This is a genomic window from Streptomyces hygroscopicus, from assembly GCF_026168105.1.
In the GTDB taxonomy this organism is placed as follows: domain Bacteria; phylum Actinomycetota; class Actinomycetes; order Streptomycetales; family Streptomycetaceae; genus Streptomyces; species Streptomyces hygroscopicus_D.
Genome location: NZ_LBMW01000039.1, coordinates 60,523 through 74,706, shown reverse-complemented (window position 1 = coordinate 74,706; position 14,184 = coordinate 60,523). Strand labels below are relative to the sequence as shown.

15 protein-coding genes and 2 pseudogenes are annotated in these 14,184 nt (G+C 72.8%); 9 read left to right on the top strand and 8 right to left on the bottom strand.

Going from position 1 to position 14,184, the window contains the following annotated elements:
- A pseudogene (locus tag AAW14_RS29650) lies at positions 1-280 on the bottom strand (hypothetical protein); the annotation flags it as partial.
- A gap of 22 nt (positions 281-302) precedes the next feature.
- On the opposite strand from AAW14_RS29650, the gene AAW14_RS29645 reads away from it, so the two are divergent.
- Positions 303-551, top strand: coding sequence for a peptidoglycan-binding domain-containing protein (locus tag AAW14_RS29645; RefSeq protein WP_265567258.1), 249 nt, complete (start codon positions 303-305; stop codon positions 549-551).
- 25 nt (positions 552-576) lie between these two features.
- On the opposite strand, the gene AAW14_RS29640 is transcribed toward AAW14_RS29645, so the two are convergent.
- Positions 577-1,236: an HAD-IA family hydrolase gene (locus AAW14_RS29640; RefSeq protein WP_265567257.1), complete on the bottom strand. Its 660-nt coding sequence runs from the start codon at positions 1,234-1,236 to the stop codon at positions 577-579.
- 217 nt (positions 1,237-1,453) lie between these two features.
- A complete protein-coding gene (locus AAW14_RS29635; protein ID WP_265567255.1) occupies positions 1,454-2,035 on the bottom strand; it encodes a TMEM165/GDT1 family protein in 582 nt (193 codons plus the stop codon).
- A gap of 290 nt (positions 2,036-2,325) precedes the next feature.
- Between AAW14_RS29635 and AAW14_RS29630 the strand changes: the two genes are divergently transcribed.
- The 5 genes from AAW14_RS29630 (at position 2,326) to AAW14_RS29610 (ending at position 7,826) form a co-directional block, all read left to right on the top strand.
- Positions 2,326-2,493: a hypothetical protein gene (locus tag AAW14_RS29630; RefSeq protein WP_265567263.1), complete on the top strand. Its 168-nt coding sequence runs from the start codon at positions 2,326-2,328 to the stop codon at positions 2,491-2,493.
- Between the two features lie 75 nt (positions 2,494-2,568).
- Positions 2,569-4,206, top strand: a complete 1,638-nt coding sequence (locus AAW14_RS29625) for an alkaline phosphatase D family protein (RefSeq protein ID WP_265567253.1) — start codon at positions 2,569-2,571, stop codon at positions 4,204-4,206.
- A 179-nt stretch (positions 4,207-4,385) separates the two neighbouring features.
- Positions 4,386-6,464: an FAD/NAD(P)-binding protein gene (locus AAW14_RS29620; protein WP_265567251.1), complete on the top strand. Its 2,079-nt coding sequence runs from the start codon at positions 4,386-4,388 to the stop codon at positions 6,462-6,464.
- 85 nt (positions 6,465-6,549) lie between these two features.
- The gene (locus AAW14_RS29615; RefSeq protein WP_265567249.1) at positions 6,550-6,999 is read left to right on the top strand and encodes a DoxX family protein; all 450 of its coding nucleotides are present in this window, start codon (positions 6,550-6,552) and stop codon (positions 6,997-6,999) included.
- Between the two features lie 227 nt (positions 7,000-7,226).
- The gene (locus AAW14_RS29610; RefSeq protein WP_265567247.1) at positions 7,227-7,826 is read left to right on the top strand and encodes a DedA family protein; all 600 of its coding nucleotides are present in this window, start codon (positions 7,227-7,229) and stop codon (positions 7,824-7,826) included.
- Here the strand turns inward: AAW14_RS29610 and AAW14_RS29605 are convergent.
- Entirely contained in the window at positions 7,798-8,046 is a 249-nt protein-coding gene (locus AAW14_RS29605; protein ID WP_265567245.1) for a DUF2277 family protein, read from the bottom strand. The two genes, AAW14_RS29610 and AAW14_RS29605, sit on opposite strands and share 29 nt — an antisense overlap.
- A gap of 150 nt (positions 8,047-8,196) precedes the next feature.
- Here AAW14_RS29605 and AAW14_RS29600 point away from each other — a divergent pair, with 150 nt between their 5' ends.
- Both AAW14_RS29600 and AAW14_RS29595 read left to right on the top strand, forming a co-directional pair.
- Positions 8,197-8,967: an MBL fold metallo-hydrolase gene (locus AAW14_RS29600; protein WP_265567244.1), complete on the top strand. Its 771-nt coding sequence runs from the start codon at positions 8,197-8,199 to the stop codon at positions 8,965-8,967.
- A gap of 153 nt (positions 8,968-9,120) precedes the next feature.
- Positions 9,121-10,032: a ketopantoate reductase family protein gene (locus tag AAW14_RS29595; RefSeq protein ID WP_265567242.1), complete on the top strand. Its 912-nt coding sequence runs from the start codon at positions 9,121-9,123 to the stop codon at positions 10,030-10,032.
- A 4-nt stretch (positions 10,033-10,036) separates the two neighbouring features.
- Here AAW14_RS29595 and AAW14_RS29590 read toward each other — a convergent pair whose 3' ends face one another.
- The 4 genes from AAW14_RS29590 to AAW14_RS29575 are packed head-to-tail and all read right to left on the bottom strand — an operon-like array spanning position 10,037 to position 13,426.
- Positions 10,037-10,930, bottom strand: a complete 894-nt coding sequence (locus AAW14_RS29590; RefSeq protein WP_265567240.1) for a LysR family transcriptional regulator — start codon at positions 10,928-10,930, stop codon at positions 10,037-10,039.
- 55 nt (positions 10,931-10,985) lie between these two features.
- Positions 10,986-11,573 carry a hydrolase gene (locus AAW14_RS29585; RefSeq protein WP_265567238.1) on the bottom strand — a complete coding sequence of 196 codons (588 nt, stop codon included), beginning with the start codon at positions 11,571-11,573 and terminating at the stop codon, positions 10,986-10,988.
- A gap of 3 nt (positions 11,574-11,576) precedes the next feature.
- Positions 11,577-12,977 carry an MFS transporter gene (locus tag AAW14_RS29580; RefSeq protein WP_416223395.1) on the bottom strand — a complete coding sequence of 467 codons (1,401 nt, stop codon included), beginning with the start codon at positions 12,975-12,977 and terminating at the stop codon, positions 11,577-11,579.
- Positions 12,977-13,426: a MarR family winged helix-turn-helix transcriptional regulator gene (locus AAW14_RS29575; RefSeq protein WP_265567232.1), complete on the bottom strand. Its 450-nt coding sequence runs from the start codon at positions 13,424-13,426 to the stop codon at positions 12,977-12,979. Before AAW14_RS29575 ends, AAW14_RS29580 begins: the two co-directional genes overlap by 1 nt.
- A 188-nt stretch (positions 13,427-13,614) precedes the next feature.
- Between AAW14_RS29575 and AAW14_RS29570 the strand changes: the two are divergent.
- Positions 13,615-13,947: pseudogene (locus AAW14_RS29570) on the top strand (hypothetical protein); the annotation flags it as partial.
- Between the last annotated feature and the right edge of the window lie 237 nt (positions 13,948-14,184).

Below are 14,184 nucleotides of genomic sequence, written 5' to 3'. Positions count from 1 at the left end.
CGGCGGTGGCCGCCGCGGGGCTGGCCGCCGGACTGTTCTCGTACAACCCGCCGCGGCGGGACGATGCACTGCCGGAGGACATCCGGGCGAGCGTGCCGGAGGAGTCGCCGTCGGACGGTTCGCCGGCATCCGCGGCCACGGTGTCCGCGGCGGCACCCGCGACGAGCGCCGTACCGTCGCCGAGCTCCAGCCCCTCGCCCTCGGCGTCGCCGACGAGCGGGCCACCGACGCCGACCGTCCGGTCCACGCCGAGCCCGACGCCGACGACCGCGCGGGCCACCGGTTCGGCGTCACCGACGTCGGTGGGCGGCCAGGCCCAGAACCGCGTCCAGGTCCTGCGCCCCGGCGACCAGGGCCCCGAGGTGACCGAACTCCAGCTCCGCCTGAACCAGTTGAACCTGTACACCGGCCCAGCGAACGGCACCTACGACGGCGTGACGGAGAACGCCGTCGGCAACTACCAGCTCGCCCGCGGCATCACGCAGGACGAGCCGGGGGTCTACGGGGCGGCGACGCGTACGCGGCTCGAGTCGGAGACGAGACGGCCCTGACGCATCATCCGGGGGAACCGGCGGGTCAGCCGATGTGCAGCCGGATCGTCCCGTCCGCCATCGCCTCCGCGCGCACCTGCGTGAGGTCCCGGACCAGTGCGTCGGGGCGGTGCACACCGGCCCGGGGGCCGACGCCGACCACCCGCATTCCGGCTGCGTGCCCCGCGGCGATGCCCGCGCCGGAGTCCTCGAAGACGACACAGTCCTCGGGGGCGACGCCCAGGTCGGCGGCGCCCTTGAGGAAGCCCTCGGGGTCCGGCTTGCTGGCGCCGACCGACTCCGCGGTGATCCGCACGTCCGGCAGCGGCAGGCCCGCGGCCGCCATCCTCGCGGTGGACAGCGCCACGTCCGCCGAGGTCACGAGGGCGTGCGCGAGTCCGGCGAGGGAGGCGAGGAACGCGGCGGCGCCGGGGACCTCGACGACGCCGTTCATGTCGGCGGTCTCCGCGGCGAGCATGCGGGCGTTGTCGGCGTGGTTCTGCTCCATGGGGCGGTCCGGCAGCAGGAGGGCCATCGAGGCATGGCCCTGACGTCCGTGCACGACCGTCATCACCTCGTCGCCGTCGAGCCCGTGCCGGCCGGCCCAGCGGCGCCAGATCCGTTCCACGACGACGTCCGAATTGACGAGGGTGCCGTCCATGTCCAGCAGAAGGGCGCGGGCGGTGAGCACGGCGGTGGCCGTCATCGGCAGCTCCAAGGCACGGCGGAGGGGACGTACGGGTGGGCCCCCGGAGATACAAGGCGGCCCCGCCCGCCGGTCAGGGGAAGCGGGCGGGTGCCACTTTGTTCCTCCACGGTACAAAACATTGAAGCATCCCGCCAGCGCCCCGACGAAGCCTTCACCGCCCGGCAACCGACTGTTCGCCATCCGGACCGCCGGGCCCCGCCACGTCCCGGTCGCGTCACGCGGCCAGGGCCTCGTACAGGCTCCACGCGCCGAGAACCACCATCACCGCAGCCGCGATCTTGGTGATCAGCCGCAGCGGTACCTTCCTCATCAGCGCCTTGCCGCCGACGATGCCGAGGCCCGCGACCGCCCACAGACCGAGGACCGCGCCGACCCCCACGGACAGGGGGTTGTTGTAACGGGCCGCGAGGTTCGCCGTCATGATCTGGGTCAGATCGCCGAACTCGGCGAACAGGATGAGCATGAAGCCCGCCGTCGACACCTTCCAGAAGCTCTGGTCCTCGGGCCTGCGGATCTCCTCGTCGCCGTCGCCCTTCTTCAGCAGCAGCACGGCGGCGCCACCGAGGAAGAGCACACCGGTGAGCCCGTGCACGATCGGCTGCGGCAGCAGGGTCAGCGCACTGCCCGCCGCGACCGCGAGCACGACGTGCAGCGCGAAGGCGGTGGCGACACCGGCGAAGACGTACGAGGCGCGGTAGCGGGTACCGAGGACGAGTCCGGCGAGCGCGGTCTTGTCCGGCAGCTCGGCCAGGAAGATGACGCCGAAGACGAGCGCCAGGACGCTGATGCTGATCAAGATTCCTCAATCGGTCGGGGCTGCCCCACCGAGAGTGTTGTGACTGCTGCGACACCTCGGCACGGCAGCACACGGGCGACCCGTGCCGTGGGGCACGGGCGTGCACTGCTTGCCGAAGGTCTCGCTGGCCGATCCCGGGAAAGGATCCGCCTCCGGGCGCCGGCTCAGGCGGGCTGAGCAGTGTGTCGACGGTCCGGCGAAGAGCTACTCCCCTTCTGCGTGCTCCATGGTACGCGACGGGCGGACGGACCTCACCGGGCCGGAACTCCCGCCGCATCCCTCTTTATGTCATGGGCACGTCAGCAACGCGCGACCAGGACCCGGCCACCTGGGTCCCGTCCCGGTCCGCGTACGTCTGCACCTGTGTCCGTGCCTGGGTGCAGGTGAAGTACTACTACGACCTCTCCGTCGACTCCGCCGAGAAGAGCGCGCTCCGGAGCTACCTCGCCGGCTGCTGAGACGCAGGGCCCCGGAGCCTCCCCGTTCGCCTCCGTCGTTCCGTACCGTACGGGGCGAGGGAGGAGGGGATCGCCATGGCCAGGCTGCGCCTGGGACCGCTGCTGAGATTCGTGGACGGCTCGTCCGCCACCGTCTGGGTCGAGACGAGCCGTCCGTGCACGGCCGAGGTGCGCTGCGCCTCGGGCGCCCACGGCACGGCCCGCACCTTCCAGATCGCCGGGCACCACTACGCGATAGTCCCGGTGACCGGCCTGGCGCCGGGCACGGCGGACGCGTACGAGGTGCTGCTGGACGGCGCCCGTGTGTGGCCCCTGCCCGACTCGCCCCTCCCGCCCTCCGTCATCCGCACGCCCGGCCCCGAGGTGGTCCGCATCACATTCGGCTCCTGCCGCTGGGCCGCCCCTCCCGAAGGCGGGAAGGACCCGGTGGGCCCGGACGCGCTGGACACCCTGGCGAACCGTCTCGCCGCCGCCCCGGACGCCGAACCCCCCGATGTGCTCCTCCTGTTGGGCGACCAGGTGTACGCGGACGAGACCTCCGCCGCGATCCGCCGCCGGATCGCCACCCGCCGCGGCCTGTCCGATTCCCCGGGCAGCCAGGTCGCGGACTACGAGGAGTACACCTGGCTCTACCCCGAGTCGTGGCTGGACCCCGAGGTGCGCTGGCTGCTGTCCACCGTGCCCAGCTGCATGATCTTCGACGACCACGACATCGCCGACGACTGGAACACCAGCGCGTCCTGGGTCGCCGACATGCGCGCGACCGCGTGGTGGCGCGAGCGGCTGCTGGGCGGCCTGATGTCGTACTGGGTCCACCAGCACCTGGGCAATCTCTCCCCGGCACAGCTGGCCGAGGACCCGCTGTACGCGGCCGTGCGCGGGACTCCGGACGGCACGGACGTGCTGCGCGCGTACGCCGCCCAGGCCGACGCCCATCCCGCCACGGTCTCCTGGAGCCACCGCCGGGACCTCGGCCGCGTACGGGTGGTGATGCTGGACACCCGGGCGGCGCGGGTTCTCGCGGAGGACGGACGGGCGATGCTGCATCCGGCGGCGGCCCAGTGGCTGCGCGAGCAGATGCTCGACGCGCGGGACGCCTGCGACCACCTTCTGATCGGCACCTCCCTGCCCTGGCTGCTCCCCCGCCTCCTGCACGACGCCGAGGCATGGAACGCCTCCCTGTGCCGTGGCACGCGCGGTGCCCGCTGGGCCCGCTTCGGCGAACGCCTGCGCCGAGGGGCGGACCTGGATCACTGGGCGGCGTTCCCGGAGTCGTTCGAGGAACTCGCGGACCTCGTTCGCCAGGCGGGTACGGGGCCCGGCGCGCCGGCCAGCGTGTGCGTGCTGTCCGGTGATGTGCATCATGCGTATGCCGCCGAGCCCGGGTGGCCGGGCGCCGGGCCCGACGCCCGTGTCCTCCAGCTCGTCTGCTCCCCCGTCCACAACTCCGTCCCGCTGTCCATGAAGATCGGCTTCCGCTTCGGCTGGAGCGGGCTCGGGCGTGCGCTGGGGAGTTGTCTCGCCCGGCACGGACGGGGTGTGCGCACCCGCCTCGAGTGGCGCCGGACGGGCGGCCCGTGGTTCGGCAACCAGCTCATGACACTGACCCTGCGCGGCCGTTCCGCGTCGCTGCGGGTCGCCCGGGCGCGCCCGGACGGGACCGGATCGGCACGGCTCACGACCGTGGAGGAGTTCTCTCTGACCGCCCCATGAGGGACATCCGGGGCGTGTGGGACGCGCGTTGGTTTGCATGCGTCCGGGGGCGCCCCCTGCTCGAAGAGCTTGGGGAGGCATGATGAGGCGGACCGTCCGCTTCCGGCGGGCGGGCCCGTCACCCTGCGCCCCCACACGCCCGGGAGTCACCCGTTTTGTCTGCCGCGACCGTGGAACCCGTGTCCGTCTCCGTCGCCCTCGTCGGCGCGGGACCGCGCGGCACGAGCGTCCTGGAACGCCTCTGCGCCTCCGCGCCGGAGCTGCTCCCGCAAGGGGTACGGCTGACCGTGCACGTCATCGATCCGGCACCACCGGGCCCGGGCCGCGTCTGGCGGACCGCGCAGCCCCCGGAGCTGCTGATGAACACGGTGGCCTGCCAGGTGACGCTGTTCACCGACGAGAGTGTTGAGTGCGCGGGCCCGATCCGGCCGGGACCGAGCCTGTACGAGTGGGCGCGGGACACGAGCCCGTACGCAGGGGCGCGGGACAACGGGGGCGCCGCGCACGGGAGAGCGGGGCCCCGGTTCTCCGACCAGGGAGCGGGCGCCGGGGAGTCGACGCCCGAGACGGAACCACGGACGCCCGACACCGAAACACCCGAGCCCACCACCACCCGACACCGGACGCCCGACACCGGAACGCCGGAGTCCGACGCCGCGACACTTCGCCCCGACGACTACCCCACCCGTGCCCAGTACGGCCGTTATCTTGAATGGGTGTTCGCCCGCGTGGCGGACGGGGCGCCGGACGGCCTGCGGGTCGAGGTGCACACCGCTCGCGCGACACGGCTGGAGGACGCCCCCGGCGGCCGTCAGACCCTGACCCTCTCCACCGGCCACGCCCTGACCGGCCTGTCCGCGGTCGTGCTCGCCCAGGGCCACCTGCCGACGGTCGCCGGCTCCGCCCAGCGGAGGCTCGCCACGCAGGCAGCCCGCCACGGCCTGCGCCACGTCCCGCCCGCCAATCCGGCGGACGTCGACCTCTCCCCGCTCGCCCCCGGCGAACCGGTCCTGCTACGCGGGCTGGGCCTCAACTTCTTCGACCACATGGCCCTGCTGACCGCGGGCCGCGGCGGTCGCTTCGCCCGCACCGCCGGCCGACTGCGCTACCTCCCGTCGGGCCGGGAGCCACGGCTGTACGCCGGTTCCCGCCGCGGTGTCCCGTACCAGGCGCGCGGCGACAACGCGAAGGGCCCCTACGGCCGCCATGTGCCGCTGCTGCTGACGGACGAGGCGACCGTCCGCTTCCGCAAGCGCGCGGACTCCGGGGAGGCCCCGGACTTCCTGGCCGAGATATGGCCGTTGGTGGCGAAGGAGGTGGAAACGGTCTATTACGAGGCCCTGCTGGCCCGCCGGGACACCGAACGGCCCGAGTTCCGTGAGCGCTTTCTCGCCACCGCCCACCACGGCCCCGAGGAGACCGCCCTCCTCGACGAGTTCGGCTTCTCCCCTGCGGACCGCTGGTGCTGGGACCGCGTCTCCCGTCCGTACGGGGGCCGTACCTTCAGCTCGACCTCACAGTGGCGCGATTGGCTACTGGGCCACCTCCGCGAGGACGCCGCGCAGGCGGCGCTCGGCAATGTCGAGGGACCGCTCAAGGCCGCTCTGGACGTGTTGCGCGACCTGCGCAACGAGCTGCGCCTGATCGTCGACCACGGCGGACTGCCCGGAGCCTCCCGCCGGGATCATCTGGACCGCTGGTACACCCCTCTCAACGCCTTCCTGTCCATCGGGCCGCCCAGACAGCGCATCGAGGAGATGACCGCCCTGATCGAGGCGGGCGTCCTGGAGGTCGTGGGCCCGCGCCTTGAGGTGCGGGTCGAGGACGGGGCCTGGGTCGCGCACTCGCCCGACGTGCCCGGCTCGGCCGTACGCGCCCGCACTCTCGTCGAGGCGCGGCTGCCGGAGCCGGATGTTCGGCGCACCGCCGACGAACTCCTCGCCCACTTGGTCCGGACGGGTGCATGCAGGCCACACATCGTGGACGGTTACGAAACCGGAGGCCTGGACGTAACATCGCGGCCCTACCGTCTGATAGACCGTCAGGGTATTGCTCACCCGAGGCGGTTCGCATTCGGCGTACCCACGGAAGGCGTGCACTGGGTGACCGCGGCAGGCGCCCGGCCCGGCGTGGATTCAGTCACGCTGTCGGACGCCGATGCGCTGGCCAGAGCCGTCCTGCGTGCGGCAGCGACGGAAACGGAACCGCAAGCGGGCCCGAATCCTTGGCCAGATGTTGAACTTGCAAGCATAGATTAGGCCGACCTAACCTGTGGCTCGATCGGTTTCCGTCCCCAAGACCGGTCCGTTCGCGGACCGCAACCAGACCGAAGGAGCCCCCCACATGACCGCACGTCTCAACGGCGCCCAGCCATATGCCGTCGGCCTGTTCCGCATGGTCGTCGGCCTGCTCTTCGCCTGCCACGGCGCCGCCTCCCTGTTCGGCGTCCTGGGCGGCGCGATGGGCAGCCACGGCGGCACCATCCCGGCAGGCACCTGGCCCGGCTGGTACGCGTCCGTGATCCAGCTCGTCGCCGGCGCCCTGGTGCTGCTGGGCCTCGGCACCCGCGCTGCCGCGTTCGCGGCCTCCGGCTCGATGGCGTACGCGTACTTCGACGTGCACCAGTCCGCCGCCCTGTGGCCGATCCAGAACGGCGGCGAGCCCTCGGTGCTGTTCTGCTGGTCGTTCCTGCTGCTGGTGTTCACCGGTTCGGGCGCGTTCGGCCTCGACCGCCTCTTCTCCTCCCGTCCGGCCGCGGAGGAGAACCGGACCTCGCAGCCCGTCGCGGCCTGATCCGTCCCGGCCCGATCCCTCGCGGACGTACGACGGCGCCCATGCCCCGCTCGCGGGCGTGGGCGCCGCCCACATGTCAGGGCGCCCGGCACCTCGACGGCCCCCGGTGCATCCCCTGTCACCGCACCCGCGTACGCTGTACGGCTGTCGAAAAAGGCCGCTCCTGCCGCTCCCCCGCGACATCGCGGCACGCAGTTGCCTCCGGGGAGTCGGACGGGGAGTTCCGGGTGCTTGAGAGTTTGGGGTCGCTGGCCGGCAGCCCCTGGATCTACCCCGTGGTGGCCGCGTCGGTCCTGCTGGACGTCTTCCTTCCGGTGCTGCCGAGCGGTGTCCTGGTCATCACGGCGGCGACGGCGGCCGCGGCGGGTTCGGCCGTCGCGCGCGCGCCGGACGTCCTCGGGCTCGCGCTGTGCGCGGCGACCGCCTCGGTCCTGGGCGACCTGGTGGCGTACCGACTGGCCTGGCGCGGCGGCGCCCGCCTGGACCGCGCCATCGCCCGCTCGCGCCGGCTGACGAGCGCGCAGGAACGCCTCGGAGCGGCGCTAGCACGCGGCGGCGGCGCGCTGGTGATCCTGGCGCGGTTCGCGCCCGCGGGCCGGTCCGTCGTCTCGCTGGGCGCGGGCGCCGCCCACCGCCGGGCCCGTGACTTCCTGCCCTGGTCGGCGCTTGCCGGCATAGCCTGGGCCGGATACAGCGTGGCCCTCGGCTACTTCGGCGGCCAGTGGCTGGGCGCGACCTGGCTGGCGACGGGCGTATCGGTGGCGACCCTGTTCGCGGCGGGCGCAGGCGCGGCCTGCCTCATACGCCGCCCGGCAGCGCGGAAGTAGCGTCCCGCGAACGTCCGCGCACCTCGAGACCTGCCAGCAGGTCCGCGGTGGCCGCGGCGATCGCGTCCACCGCATGGTCGAAGACCTCGCGGTTGTGGGCGGCCGGGGCACGGAAGCCGGAGACCTTGCGCACGAACTGGAGCGCGGCGGCCCGGATGTCCTCCTCCGTGGCCTCTTCGGGGAGGGCGGGCGGTCGGAGCGTCTTGATACTGCGGCACATGGCTCCAGTGTCGCGCGAACGGCCGCCGCGCACCCGCTCTCCGTAACGCCACGCACCCGCCCCTCCCGGCCGTCGCCCACCCGCCCTCCCGGGCGCGCGGGGAACACCCCGGCGGGAATACCCCGGCGGCGCCGCCGGATTGTGCACGGCATGACCACTGTCGACATCCTCTATGTGGGCGGCCCCACCGCCGTCATCGAACTGGGCGGACTGCGCCTGCTCACGGACCCCACCTTCGACGCCCCGGGCGAGTACCCCATCGGCTCGCGCAGCCTGGTGAAGACGGCCGGCCCGGCGCTCCCGGCGTCGCGGATCGCGCGGGTGGACGCCGTCCTCCTCTCCCACGACCAGCACCCCGACAACCTCGACGCGGCGGGCCGCGCCCATCTCGCCGAGGTCCCGCTGGCCCTGTCCACGGCGTCGGCGTACGAACGCATCGGCGCCCCCGTGCGGGCCCTGCCGTCCTGGGAGCACCTGGACCTGCCCCGTCCCGACGGCGGCGCGCTGCGCGTGACCGCCGTGCCCGCACTGCACGGCCCCGAGGGCAGCGAGCCGCTCGTCGGCGAGGTCACCGGCTTCGTCCTGTCCGGAGGGGGCCTGCCGACGGTGTACGTCAGCGGCGACAACGCCTCCCTCGACGTGGTCCGTACGATCGCCGGCCGTCTCGGCCCGATCGACGTGGCCGTCCTGTTCGCCGGTGCCGCGCGGACCCCGCTCGTCCCGGACGCCCCGCTGACGCTGACGAGCGAGGCGGCTGCCGAGGCCGCCCGGATCCTGGGCGCCCGCCATGTCGTCCCGCTGCACTTCGAGCACTGGGCCCACTTCACCCAGGACGGGGCCACGCTGACGAAGGCCTTCGCCCAGGCGGGCCTGACGGACCGTCTGCACCTGCTGGCGCCGGGGGCCTCGGTACGGCTGTAGGACGGCTCCACACGGGTCCGGCGCCGGCCCAACTCCCAGCATTTCCTGGGGGGTCGGCAAGTTCACCCGAGGATTGACTGGAGTGCTGACCCCTTGTGATCATCACTGAGGGTCCTCGGACCGGGGACCCGGTGCGAGGATGGGGGACGGAACATGGCGAACGACGAGCTCACCGTGGCGGTACTGGGCCCCGGTGGTGTCGGCGGACTGCTCGCCGCGCGGCTGGCCCGGGCCGGGCACCGGGTGATCTGTCTCGCGAGCGAGGAGACCGGGCGGACGCTGCGCGAGCAGGGCATCCACGTCCGCAGCGACCGCTACGGCACGTTCACCGCCCGCGTCGCGGCGGACACGGAGCTGCGCGAGCGGGCCGACGTGGTGATCGTGGCGGTCAAGCAGATGGCACTCGACGCCGCGCTGGAGCGGGTGCCGGCGACGGCCCTGGACGAAGACGCCTTGGTCGTACCGCTGTTGAACGGTGTGGAACACCCGGCGGCCCTGCGCGGGCGCTACGGCGACGGGCGGGTGGCGCCCGCCGTCATCCGGGTCGAGTCGACGCGTGTGGCACCCGGGGTGATCGAGCACGGCAGCCCGTTCGTGGAGGTCGATCTGACCGGGGAGACCGTGGCACGCGGCCGGCTCGACCGGCTCGCCGGAGCCCTGGAGTGGGCGGGGGTGCAGGTACGCGTCCTGGACGGGGAGGCGTCGGCCCTGTGGGCGAAGATGGCGTTCCTCGCACCGCTCGCCCTGCTGACGACGCGCTACGGGGCGACACTCGGCGAGATCCGCACCCGGTACCGCGCGGAGCTGGTGTCCCTGGTGGAGGAGACGGCGGCGGTCGGCCGGGCGAGCGGCGCGGCCACGGAAGCGGCGGCGGCCCTCGCCCGCTACGACGCGTTCCCGCCGCAGATGAGGTCGTCGATGCAGCGGGACGCGGAGGCGGGCCGCCCGGTCGAACTGGACGCGATCGGCGGGGCGTTGCTGAGAGCGGCCGAGCGGCACGGGGTGGCGGTTCCGGTGGCCACCAGGCTCGTACGGGAGTTGGGGTGGTCGTTCCTGGAGTTCTGAGCTCTCAGGGCTCGGTGTTGTGCCGGGTGACCGTGTCGGCGAAGGCGCGGGCCGACGGGGACAGGGTGTCCCAGCGGCGTACGGCCCAGCCGACGGCGAGCGGCGGCAACTCGGGGACGGGGACGAACCGCAGTCCGGGCCGGCCGTGGACGCGCCAGCCGGGCAGGTCCGGGACGACCGCATGGCCGACGCCGAGTTCGGCGAGCAGAATGGCGGTGTCCCAGTCGGCGACGCTGGTGTCGGAGGCTGCCGCCGGTATCCCCAACTCTGTGTAGGCGGCGTCAAGTTGGGTGCGGGACGTGGAGCCCTCGGGCAGTCCGATGAGCCGAAGCCCGGCCAGGTCGGCGGCCTCGACCCGCTCCCTCGCGGCGAGTTCGTCACCGGCGGGGACGGCGAGCACCCAGGGCAGGTGCGCGACGGGCCGCTGCTCGACCCCTCGCACGGGCGCCCCGAGGGTCACCCAGGCGAGGTCCAGCCCCGGCTCCCGCAGCGCGTCGAAGCAGCTCCGGCTCGAGCTCTCGGTCTGGAACTCCAGACTGACACCCGGGTGGTACTGCCGGAACTCCGCCACCGCGGCGGCCATGAAGTGCCGGACGGTGACGCTGCCGGTGGCTATCCGTACGACGCCGCCGTCGCCCCGGGCGATCTCCGCCAGCCTGCGCAGCGCGAGGTCGAGCCCGGACATCCCCTCCGCGGCGGCCTGGTGGAGGACGCGTCCGGCCCGGGTCGGCACGACCCCGCGCGACTGCCGCTCCACCAGGCCGACTCCCACCTCGCGCTCCAGCCTCCGTACGTGCTGGCTGACGGCCGACTGGGTGCAGCCCAGTTCCCGGGCCACGGCGCTCAGGCTTCCGGCACGGCAGACGGCGACGAAGACACGCAGATCATCGAGGGTCACGGAGATCAAAGGTAGCCGCCGGGCGCCGCGGCCCGGCGGGGGGTGCGGGTGTGCGTCAGACCGCGTGGGTCTTGGCCAGCAGCTCCAGGACCTCGGCCGTCGTGCCCGTCTCGCCGAGTCGCGGGAAGATGCGCTCGACGCTGCCCCGGTGCGCCTCGGGGTCGGCGTCGGCCATCGCGTCGGTGACCAGCGTGACGTGATAGCCGTGCTCGTACGCGGCCCGTGCGGTGGACTCGACACCGATGCTGGTGGCGATGCCGGTCAGCACGATCTGGGTGACCCCGCGGCGGCGCAGCTGGACGTCGAGGCCGGTGCCGTGGAAGGCGCCCCAGTTGTGCTTGGTGACGTGGATGTCGCCCGGGTGCCCCGACAGTTCGTCGACGATGAGGTCCCAGCCCTCGGGGAAGGCGCGGGCGCCGCGCTGCTGCTCGGTGCGGCCGGGAACCGCGTCGGACCCGTCGGTGGCGAAGGAGACCCGGACCAGGGCGACCGGGAGGTCCCGGGCCCGGAAGGCGTCGGCGAGTTCGGCGCTGCGAGCCACAACCTCGGGGCCGCTGTGGGGCTGCGTGGGCAGACCGGCGATGCCGTTCTGCAGGTCGATCACGACGAGGGCGGTGCGCGGGTCGAGCGCGGTGAGAGCCATGGTTCAAGCCTTTCCGGAGGCGGGTGTGAGGGTGGACAGTGAGCGGTCGGGCAGGGTGACCAGCACGAGCAGGACGGATCCCGCCGCCATGAACAGGGCCAGCTCGTGCAGTCCCGCCGTGTCGGCGCCGTGGGCGAGGAAGGCCGCGTTGGCGGCGGAGGCTCCCAGCGCGCCGAGATACGAGAAGGTGCGCAGCAGCCCGGCGGCGGAGGCGATGCGCTCGGGGGCGGACTGACGGTAGAGGGCGTTCTGGTTGGCGAGGCCGATCAGGCCCTGCGGTATGCCCATGACGGCGCCGACGAGAAGCAGCAGCGCGATCGGGCTGCCGGAGTCCAGCAGGAGCAGCCCGGCACAGGCCGCGATCTGCACGAGGCCGCCCACGAGCAGCTTGCGGCGCACGGCCTCGCGGCGCCCGGTGAGGCCGGAGACGGCGAGCGCGCTCGCCGACAGCGGGAGCAGCACCAGACCGGCGGTGGAGGCGTGCAGTCCGCGCCCCTCCTCCAGCCACTGTGTGAAGCCGTACAGGAAGGAGTACGTGGTGGTGTAGCCGAGGAGTTGGCGCAGATACGTGGCGAGCAGCGGGAGGTTGCCGCCGAGCACCCGCAGGTCGATGAACGGCCCGGCCGTCCGCAGCTCCCGCAGGGCGAACCCGGCGGCGGCCACGGCGGCGAGCGGCGGCAGCCACCAGTGCGCGAGCCGGGGGCTCATCAGGAAGAACATGAGGGACAGGAGTGTGACGGCGAAGAGGACCATGCCCGGCAGGTCGACACCGCGCTGCTCCCCCGCGCTCTTCGTCCTGGGCAGCCACAGCGTGCCGAGGACCAGACAGGCCGCGGACAGCGGCAGGTTGACCGTGAGGATCGCACGCCACCCGCCCAGTCCGATCAGGAAGCCGCCCAGCGCGGGCCCGACGACGGCGACGGTCTGGTTGGCGACGGAGAGCGCGGTCAGCACTCGGGCCGGGCTGTTCTGCCCAGTGCGTTCCGTCTCGCTCCGGATCAGTTGCATGGACGCCGGATACGCGGCCGAGGTCCCGAGGCCGAGCAGCACCCGCGCGACGATCAGCACGCCGAGCGAAGGCGCGAGGGCGCCCATCAGCCCCGCGGCGCCCACCAGCGCCGTACCGATGAGATAGAGGGGGCGCGGCCCGTACATGTCGACGAGCCGTCCGATGACGGGCTGCCCCACGGCGGTGGCGAGGTAGAGCGCCGACACCAGCCATGCGGTCTCGGCGGGCGGTGCCCCGAAGGCCGCACCGATGGGGACGAGCGCCACGGCGATCATCGACGAGTTGATCGGGTTCAGTACGGAACCCAGGATCATCGGAGCGATCAGCCGGTGGTCGAAGCGGTCGGCCGGGGGAGGCCGCCGGGTCCCGGAGGCCGTCCGGACGAGTTTCGGTATCACGGCTGAGTGAGCCGTTCCAGCACGGAGAGGGCCGCGAGGACGGTCTGGCGTTCGTCCTCGGTGCAGCGGTCCTGCAGGGTACGGGCGAGCCACTCGTGGCGGGCCTCCCGGTCGCCCTCGACACGCTCGCGCCCGGCCTCGGTGAGAGTGACCAGTTGGCGGCGGCCGTCCTCGGGGTCGGGGCTGCGCCGGATCAGGCCGTGCTGCTCGAGAACGGCGAGTGTGGCGGCCATGGACTGCGGGCGCACGCCCTCGGCGGAGGCGAGGGCGCTGGCCGTGGCGGCGCCGCCCTTGCTCACCAGGGTGAGCGCGGACACCTGGGAGGGCGTGAGCTCGTCGTCGCCCGCGACCTCCCTGATACGACGCCGCAGTCGGCTGAACAGCACCCGCAGGTCACGTGCCGCGCGGGCGGCGGACTCGGAGACACCTTCGGGGTTCTGGTCCATGACGCCACCCTAAATTCTTCAGTTCAGGCTGTCCAGCCTGAACTGCACAGCCTGGCCTGATTGATTTCAAGCGATTTCAGGCCAGGATGCCCGCCCCGCAGGACGAGCCTGCCCATGCCGGAAATTCGTTCAAGTGAAGCGAGAGAAGCGAGTCGCGTCGCAAAATCGAACAGGCGTAGCATTGTGGTGTGGCTGCGACCTATGACTTTCCGAGTGACCTCCTCGCCGGCCAGGAGGAGCTGCATCAGGTCCGGGCGGAGCTCCTGGCCCTGCTGAAGCGGCTTCCCTGGTCGGTGGACCCGCTGGACGGCTTCAGCGACGACAACGGCTGGCGCAAGGTGGAGCGCCCGGCCTCCCCCGGCTGGACCGAGGACGAACAGGCCGAGGTGGAGAAGCTCCGGCAGCGGGAGCGGGAACTCGCGGTGTTCGTCTCGTGCCACCGCTTCTGGGCGGAAGTGGCGGCCGAGAACAAGGTGGACGCGCGGATGCGGCTGAAGCACGCGCACGAGGACGAGGACGAGGGTGAGGGCCAGAACGAGGGCAGGAACCGGGGCGAGGGCAAGAACGAGGGCGAGGACGAGGACGAGGGCAAGGGCGAGGACGAGGGCAAGGGCGAGGGCGAGGGCGAAAGGTCGGAGTGACATGGCCGGCGGGTGCTCCGACTTCGGAGAATCCGCTGACCACCGGCACTACTCTGCGACAGGTCGGCACACGGTCGGCCGGGGCCGGTCGCCGGAAGTCGGACGATCGGGGCCGGT

Excerpts from the sequence above, each read along its gene's own strand:
- AAW14_RS29640 (WP_265567257.1), bottom strand. The coding sequence starts at position 1,236 with ATGACGGCCACCGCCGTGCTCACCGCCCGCGCCCTTCTGCTGGACATG.
- AAW14_RS29630 (WP_265567263.1), top strand. The coding sequence starts at position 2,326 with ATGGGCACGTCAGCAACGCGCGACCAGGACCCGGCCACCTGGGTCCCG.
- AAW14_RS29625 (WP_265567253.1), top strand. The coding sequence starts at position 2,569 with ATGGCCAGGCTGCGCCTGGGACCGCTGCTGAGATTCGTGGACGGCTCG.
- AAW14_RS29615 (WP_265567249.1), top strand. The coding sequence starts at position 6,550 with ATGACCGCACGTCTCAACGGCGCCCAGCCATATGCCGTCGGCCTGTTC.
- AAW14_RS29605 (WP_265567245.1), bottom strand. The coding sequence starts at position 8,046 with ATGTGCCGCAGTATCAAGACGCTCCGACCGCCCGCCCTCCCCGAAGAG.
- AAW14_RS29600 (WP_265567244.1), top strand. The coding sequence starts at position 8,197 with ATGACCACTGTCGACATCCTCTATGTGGGCGGCCCCACCGCCGTCATC.
- AAW14_RS29595 (WP_265567242.1), top strand. The coding sequence starts at position 9,121 with ATGGCGAACGACGAGCTCACCGTGGCGGTACTGGGCCCCGGTGGTGTC.
- AAW14_RS29585 (WP_265567238.1), bottom strand. The coding sequence starts at position 11,573 with ATGGCTCTCACCGCGCTCGACCCGCGCACCGCCCTCGTCGTGATCGAC.
- AAW14_RS29575 (WP_265567232.1), bottom strand. The coding sequence starts at position 13,426 with ATGGACCAGAACCCCGAAGGTGTCTCCGAGTCCGCCGCCCGCGCGGCA.